We start from the raw sequence: 6,978 nt of genomic DNA on the forward strand, positions 1-6,978 counted from the left end.
GGGCGCCCACCGAGGGCAGCTGTTCGGCCCGGGCCAGGCCCAGGCGCGCACGCGCCTCCTCTATGCGCGCCAGCTGCAGGCGGATATCCAGGTTGTCGTCGACCGCCCGCTCGACCAGCCTGTCCAGTGCCGGGTCCTCGAAGCGGGTCCACCAGCTCTGCCACTCCTCACGGTCCTCGGCGGAGAGCATCACATGCTCGGGCCACTCATCGGGCAGCGCCAGCTCGGGGGCCCGATAATCGGGCCCCATGGCACACCCGGCCAGCAGTGCCGTGGCCAATGCCAGTGCAGGCAGACGACCGTTGCGAAGCAGTGGGCGGTTACGCATGGGTCGGCTCCTCTTCCTGGCGGCTTGCCTTGCGATCGCGCCGCCAGGTTCCCAGGTCCTCCAGCAGCTTGTAGGCCAGCGGCACGAAGATCAGGGCCAGGGAGCTCGCCAGCAGCATGCCCCCCACCACCACGGTGCCGATTTCCTGACGGCTGGCAGCCCCCGCGCCGGTGGCGAAGACCAGCGGCAGCGAGCCGATGATGAAGGTCAGCGCCGTCATCAGGATCGCCCGGAAGCGCTGCTGTGCCGCGGCCAGCGCCGCATCGGTGGAGCTCATCCCCGCGCGCCGGTTCTGGGCGGCGAACTCGACGATCAGGATGGCGTTCTTGGCGGCCAGGCCGATCAGCACCAGCAGCCCGACCTGGAAGTAGACATCATTTGGGAAGCCACGCAGCATCGCCGCAAGCGCCGCCCCCAGCACCCCGAACGGCACCGCCGTCACCACCGCCAGCGGCAGTGTCAGCCGCTCGTACTGGGCCGCCAGGATCAGCAGCACCATGATCATGCCCAGCCCGAAGGCCAGCCCGCCGGCACCGGCGGCGGCGTCGAGCTGGAAGGCCTCGCCGATCCAGCCGAGCTGGGTGTTGCCCTGGGTCAGTACCTGTGCCGCCACCTCGTCCATGGCCGCCTTGGCCTGGCCGGTGGTGTAGCCCGGCGCCGCGTCGGCCATGAACTTGGCCGCCGGATAGACATTGAAGCGGTTGATGATGTCCGGCCCTGGGGCACGCTCCAGCGTCACCAGGGAACTCAGCGGCAGCATCTCGCCATACTCCGAGCGCACGAAGACCTTGTTGAGGTCCTCCGGCCTGCTGCGGAACTCGCCCTCCGACTGCAGGTTCACCTGCCAGTTGCGGCCGGCCAGGGTGAAGTCGTTGACGTAGAGCGCACCGAAGGTGCTCTGCATGGTCTCGAAGATCTGGTTGATCGGCACGCCCATGGCCCGCGCCTTCTCGCGGTCCACCTCGGCGGTGAAGCGGGGAATGCTGGTGTCCAGGGTGGTACGGGCGTTGGTCAGCTCGGGCCGCGCGTTGGCGGCTGCGGCCAGTTCGCCGGCAATCGCCTGGATCTCCTGGGGGGTGGCATCACCGCGGACCTGCAGGTAGCCCTCGACGCCCCCGGTGAGCGACAGTCCCATGATGGGTGGCGGGGTAAAGGCGAACACGTTGGCTTCCGGAATGCCGGCGCCCATGCCCATGATGCGGCGGGTGAGCGACTGGGCGTCCTGGCCCGGCCCGCGGCGGTCGTTCCAGTCCGCCAGGTTGGCGAAGCCCACCCCGGTATTGCTGCGAAGCGAACCGGCGATGATGTCGAAGCCGGCGAAACTGGTGAATTCATCGACCTCGTCCATGTCGATGAGCATGGCCGATACCCGGTCGCGCACGGCCTCCGTGCGACCCAGTGCCGAGACGGCAGGCAACTGATAGACCACCAGTGCCACGCCCTGATCCTCCTGGGGCACCAGGCCCGGGGGCAAACGAGACAGGGAGAACAGCGTCAGTGCAAGTACGCCGACGAACAGCAGCACGCCGATCACTGCATGGCGCAGCAGCTTGCTCACCAGCCAGCTGAACCCACGGGTCAGTCGGTCGAAGCCCGCATTGAACCACTGGAACGGCTTGGCCACGGAGTGGGACTGCTTGTCGAGCAGCATGGCACACATGGCAGGGGTCAATGTCAGCGCCACGACGCCGGACACCACCACCGAGATCGCAATGGTCACCGCGAACTGGCGATAGAGCTCTCCGGTCAGGCCACCGAGGAAAGTCACCGGGGCAAATACCGCCACCAACACCAGCGTCGATGACACCACCGCACCGGCCACCTGCTTCATGGTCTCGATGGAGGCCTCACGGGCGCGCATGCCCTGCTCGTTGATGAGACGATCGACGTTTTCCAGCACGATGATGGCGTTGTCCACCACGATGCCGATGGCCAGGACCAGGCCGAACAGGGTCAAGAGGTTGACCGAGAAGCCCAATGCCAGCATGCCGGCGAAGGTGCCGATCAGCGATACCGGAATGGCGATCACGGGAATCAAGGTGGCACGCAGGTGCTGCAGGAACAGGAAGGTCACCAGCACCACCAGGCCCACCGCCATCAGCAGGGTGATGAACACCTCGCGTATGGAGATCGCGACGAACTCGGTGGTGTCGTAGGGCACGGTATACTCGACGCCCGGGGGGAAGCGATCGGCCACTGCATCCAGCGCCTCGCGCACCGCCGTGGCGGTATCCAGTGCATTGGCGCCCGGCTGCAGGTAGACGCCCATGGGCACCGCCGCCTGCCCGTTGTAGGTGGCGGTAAAGGCGTAGTTCTGGGCCCCCAGTTCGGCACGGGCCACGTCGCCAAGGCGCAGGGTGCCGCCCTCCTCGTCGGCGCGCAGGATGATCCGCTCGAACTCCTCGGGGTCGGAGAGCTGGCCGCGGGTGGTCACCGTGAAGGTGAAGGCCTGGTCCTCGGGCGCCGGCTCGGCCCCCAGCCTGCCGGCGGCGAACTGGGCGTTCTGCTCACGAATGGCACCGGCCACCTCGGACGGCGTCAGATCGAACTGAGCCAGCTTGTCCGGGGAGAGCCAGATGCGCATGGAGTAGTCCTGGGCGCCAAATAGCGAAGCGTCCCCCACCCCCGGGATCCGTACCAGCTCGTCGAGTACGTTGAGCAGTGCGTAGTTGGAGATAAACAGCGGATCCTGGCTGCCATCCGGCGAGTACATCACCGGCACCATCAGCAGGTTGGTGGAGCGTGCCTCGACGCGCACCCCCTGATTGCGCACCTGCTGGGGCAGCCGGGCCGTCGCGGCCTGTACCCGGTTATTGACGTTGATCGCCGCCTGGTCGGGGTCGGTGCCCATCTCGAAAGAAACGGTGATCTGCAGGCTGCCGGCGTCGGTGGCGCTCGACTCCATGTAGAGCATGTTATCGACGCCGTTGATCTCCTGCTCCAGCGGCGCGGCAACGGCCTCGGCAATCACCTCAGCGCTGGCACCGGGATACTGGGCCTGGACCACCACCTGGGGCGGGACCACGTCGGGGTACTGCTCCACCGGCAGCGCCCTCAGGGCGGCGAGGCCGGCCAGCACGATGATCAGGGAGATGACCGAGGCAAAGATCGGCCGATCGATGAATAGCCTCAGCATCATGCCTCCTCGTCGGCCTGAACAGCGGCCTCGGCGTCGTCAGGCCCAAGTTCGGCGGAAGAAGCCTCGGTGTTCGCCGCTTCCTCCAGGGCCGCTTCGTGGCTCTCGACCTCATTGGCCTGGACCGGCATGCCGTCCTGCAGGGCGACCTGGCCATTGACCACCAGGCGATCGCCCGGCTCGAGCCCCGCCAGCACCACCTGGCGACTGTCGACGATGGGCCCAAGTTCGACGGTGCGTGATACCGCAGCATCGTCGACCACCACAAAGACTCGCGCCCCGTCGGGGCCTTGGCCCACCGCCTCCTGGGGTATCAGGAAGATATCATCGAGCGTCTGCACCTTCAGCCTGATACGCACGAACTGGCCTGGCACCACGTCGCCATCGGCGTTGGGAAAGACGGCCCGGGCCGAGACGCTGCCGGTGCGAGGATCGATGGTGCTGGCGGTGAAATCGACGATACCGGTCTCGGTATACTCGCTGGCATCGGGGAGGATCAGCACTGCCTCACGCTGATGGTCTCCATCACTGGCGGTCATGGCCCGGCGGGCGGCTCGCTGCAATGCGGCGTCGCCCTCGGGCAGCGAGAAGCGCACGTGGACGGGATCCTGCTGGGTCACGGTGGTCAACAGCGTACCTCGCTCGATCAGACTCCCTTCCGGAAAGCTCTCGAGCCCGGTCATTCCGGCCAGGGGAGCACGAACCTGGGTGTAGTCCAGGTTCAACTCGGCATTCGCCACCCCGGTCTCGGTGAGCGCCAAGCGGGCCTCGGCAAGCTCACGGGCCGACAGCGCCGTGTCACGCTCCCGCTCACTGACCGCATTCTGGTTGTAGAGCGTCGAGATACGCTGCCACTCGCGCCGGGCCTGGTTCAGTTCTGCCTGGGCATTCGCCCGCTCCGCCTGCGCTCGCTGAAGCTCGATCTCGTAGGGCTCCCGGTCGATATGAAACAGCGGCTCGCCCTCATCGACCACCTGCCCCTCGGTGTAGAGACGCTCCTCGAGGATGCCCTGCACCCGCGCACGTACCTCCACCTCCCGGGAGCCGCGTACGCGGGCGGCATACTCCTCGACCACATCGACAGAGCGTGGCTCGACACCCAGCACGCTGACCTGGGGAGGAGGACGCTCGCCGCCTCCCATGGCATTGCCACCGGCGTTGTCGCCCTGCTCACAACCAGCCAGCAGCGTGGCCAGCAGACCAAGCGACAGAATCCATTTCACGGGTAACCGCCCTCCCGGGGGTGACAGGTGCATATCAGGTCTCCGCTGCATATCGTGGTTCGTCAGGGAAAACACGCCCAACAGAGGGGCGCGCATGGCGGGTAATTAGCATGCGACGGATTATAGCTACAACCTTGTATGTATACTAGCCTTGCACAAGGTCTTCCGTTGCTTGGTGAGCGATTCCATCAGTGAGGCAAATGAGGGGGAAAAAGACTATGCTGCATGGCAGCATAGGTGATTTGATGGAGACAACCATGGATGCACTGGAACTGGTTCCACTGCGAGGAATGGAGGTGGCGGTACGCATCTGGCATCCCGATGCACCGAGGACCGTGGTCGCCTGGCATGGCCTGGCACGGCACGGTGGCGATTTCGAAGGGTTTGCCCGTGCGCTCGGCCCCGAGTGGCGAGTGCTGGCACCTGACACCCCGGGCCGCGGCTTTTCCAGCTGGTCGCCCATGCCCGCCCAGGACTATCTCTATCGCCGCTACAAGACAGCGGCACTGGCCGTGCTGGATCACTTCTCGCTGGAACGGGTGCCTGGGTGGGCACTTCCATGGGCGGGCTGCTGGGGATGCTGCTGGCAGCCGAGGCCGACAGCGCGCATCGCATCGAACGCCTGGTGCTAAACGACGTCGGTCCCGAGCTGAATACCGACGGCCTGGCCCAGCTGGCCCTCTATTTCGGCAGGCCGCATCACTTCGCCACCTTCAGCCAGTTGGAGGAGGAGCTACGCGCTCACTATGGGGGCTTCGGTATCGAGGGCGACGATGCCTGGCGCCGGCTGGCACTGGGCAGTGCCCGGCGCCTGCCCGACGGCAGCTGGACGTACCACTACGATCCGCGGATCGGCGAGCAATTCATCCACGACACGCCACGCAACAGCTGGGCCGACTGGCGGGCGATCCGCTGCCCGCTGATGGTGGTACGCGGCGCCGAATCGCCCTTGCTGGATGCCGATAGCGTCCTGAGCATGGCCGAGGCGCAGCCCGGCCTGGTCACCCTGGAGGTGCCCGACTGCGGCCACGCCCCGATGCTCGATCGTGACAGCCAGGTCGCCCCCATCGCCGAGTTTCTCACCCGACCTCAACGGCAACGACTGCCACCCTACCCGCAGACCCACGGGAACGCCTGGTGGCGACGCATGGCCGCCTGGCTGAAGCGGGAGAGTCGTCTGAAGGGTACTGACTAGTCCGCCAGCCCCGGTTGCCGCATGGCCCTTTTCACCAGGAGAGTTGTCGCCAGGCGGTCGCTACTCTCCCCGGGAACGGCTGCGGGTGACCGTGCCACCCGGATGGGTTTCGATACGGCTGCCGCGATGCCCGCGGTTGCGCGTGACCGTACCGCCGGCATGGGATTCAATACGCGCCGCTTCCCGGCGCTCTTCAGCCTCGGAGCCCTGCCTGGCCACATCGTCGCGCCACATCCCGTGGCGCAGAAACACGCCAGGCGGGCTTGGCGGGTGAGGCGGCGACGGTGCCCGATGCCAGTATCCCTGCTGCCAGGGTAGCAGTGGGCCGGGTAGCACCACCGAGACCGGCGGCTGATGGGGCACATCGATTATCAGGTAAGGGGGATGCCAGAAGACATTCCGGTCACCCGGTGCCGTCGACGCCTCGTCGGCGAGGCCGAGAACCGGCAGCACCAGAAGCAGTAGTAGCGACAACCGCCTGACGAGAATGTGCATCACGCTCTCCTTCCACATTCCGCAGGCGGTGCGTCCGCCCGCCCCCGATAGACACATCTCAGTATAGGCGGATAACGGGGTTCGCCTGCCTGATCAGCCGCCCGACTCGACCCGGGCCGTGGCTCGGGCAACTGCGTCGCGATACCCCCCGCCGAACAGTAGCAGGTGATTGAGCAGCGGATAGAGCTGAAAGAGCGCCTCGCGCCGTAGCCAGTCATCGGGCCGGCTTCCCTCCCAGTAGGCCTCGAAGAAGGCGTCGGAGGGCGCGCCGAACAGCGTCAGCATGGCCAGGTCCACCTCGGGATAATGCCGATAGACTGCCGGGTCGATGATGGCCGGGCCGTTTGGCGTGTAGAGGACATTGCCCGACCAGAGGTCGCCATGCACCAGGCTCGCCGGGGCATCGGGCAACCATGTTTCCAGGTCGTGGGCGATGCGCTCGAGTCGTTCGCGCAGTCCGGCATCCAGCAGCCCCCGCTCATGGCAGGCCGCCGCCAGCGGCAGCAGGCGCCGCTCCCGCTGAAATGCCCGGCCATCCGCCAGGGAAGCGTTGGACTGGGGTGTGCGTCCGCAGGCGTTGTCCCGCGGCCAGCCATGGTCG

The 6,978-nt window shown here is 66.6% G+C and carries 5 protein-coding genes and 1 pseudogene; 1 reads left to right on the top strand and 5 read right to left on the bottom strand.

Translation table 11 applies throughout. The features are described 5' to 3' along the window. The 3 genes and pseudogenes from Q427_RS14000 to Q427_RS14010 all read right to left on the bottom strand — a co-directional run. Positions 1 to 328: pseudogene (locus Q427_RS14000) on the bottom strand (TolC family protein); the annotation flags it as partial. Next, entirely contained in the window at positions 321 to 3,467 is a 3,147-nt protein-coding gene (locus tag Q427_RS14005) for an efflux RND transporter permease subunit (protein ID WP_231613696.1), read from the bottom strand. The pseudogene Q427_RS14000 and the gene Q427_RS14005, both read right to left, overlap by 8 nt. Continuing rightward, a complete protein-coding gene (locus tag Q427_RS14010; protein ID WP_051496382.1) occupies positions 3,464 to 4,720 on the bottom strand; it encodes an efflux RND transporter periplasmic adaptor subunit in 1,257 nt (418 codons plus the stop codon). The genes Q427_RS14005 and Q427_RS14010 overlap by 4 nt, the downstream gene beginning before the upstream one ends. 418 nt (positions 4,721 to 5,138) lie before the next feature. Between Q427_RS14010 and Q427_RS14015 the strand changes: the two genes are divergently transcribed. Continuing rightward, positions 5,139 to 5,882 (top strand): alpha/beta fold hydrolase, encoded by a 744-nt coding sequence (locus Q427_RS14015; RefSeq protein ID WP_442905498.1) that lies wholly within the window; start codon positions 5,139 to 5,141, stop codon positions 5,880 to 5,882. A gap of 60 nt (positions 5,883 to 5,942) precedes the next feature. On the opposite strand, the gene Q427_RS14020 is transcribed toward Q427_RS14015, so the two are convergent. Further along, positions 5,943 to 6,377, bottom strand: coding sequence for a hypothetical protein (locus tag Q427_RS14020; protein WP_043514938.1), 435 nt, complete (start codon positions 6,375 to 6,377; stop codon positions 5,943 to 5,945). 93 nt (positions 6,378 to 6,470) lie between these two features. Next, on the bottom strand, positions 6,471 to 6,978 hold a 508-nt coding region (locus Q427_RS14025), incomplete at its 5' end, for a fructosamine kinase family protein (RefSeq protein WP_043514941.1).

The sequence above is a fragment of the Halomonas sp. BC04 genome (assembly GCF_000568385.1).

Bases quoted from the DNA above. Each gene is read 5' to 3' on its own strand.
- Q427_RS14005 (WP_231613696.1), bottom strand. From the start codon at position 3,467: ATGATGCTGAGGCTATTCATCGATCGGCCGATCTTTGCCTCGGTCATC.
- Q427_RS14010 (WP_051496382.1), bottom strand. From the start codon at position 4,720: ATGCACCTGTCACCCCCGGGAGGGCGGTTACCCGTGAAATGGATTCTG.
- Q427_RS14020 (WP_043514938.1), bottom strand. From the start codon at position 6,377: ATGCACATTCTCGTCAGGCGGTTGTCGCTACTACTGCTTCTGGTGCTG.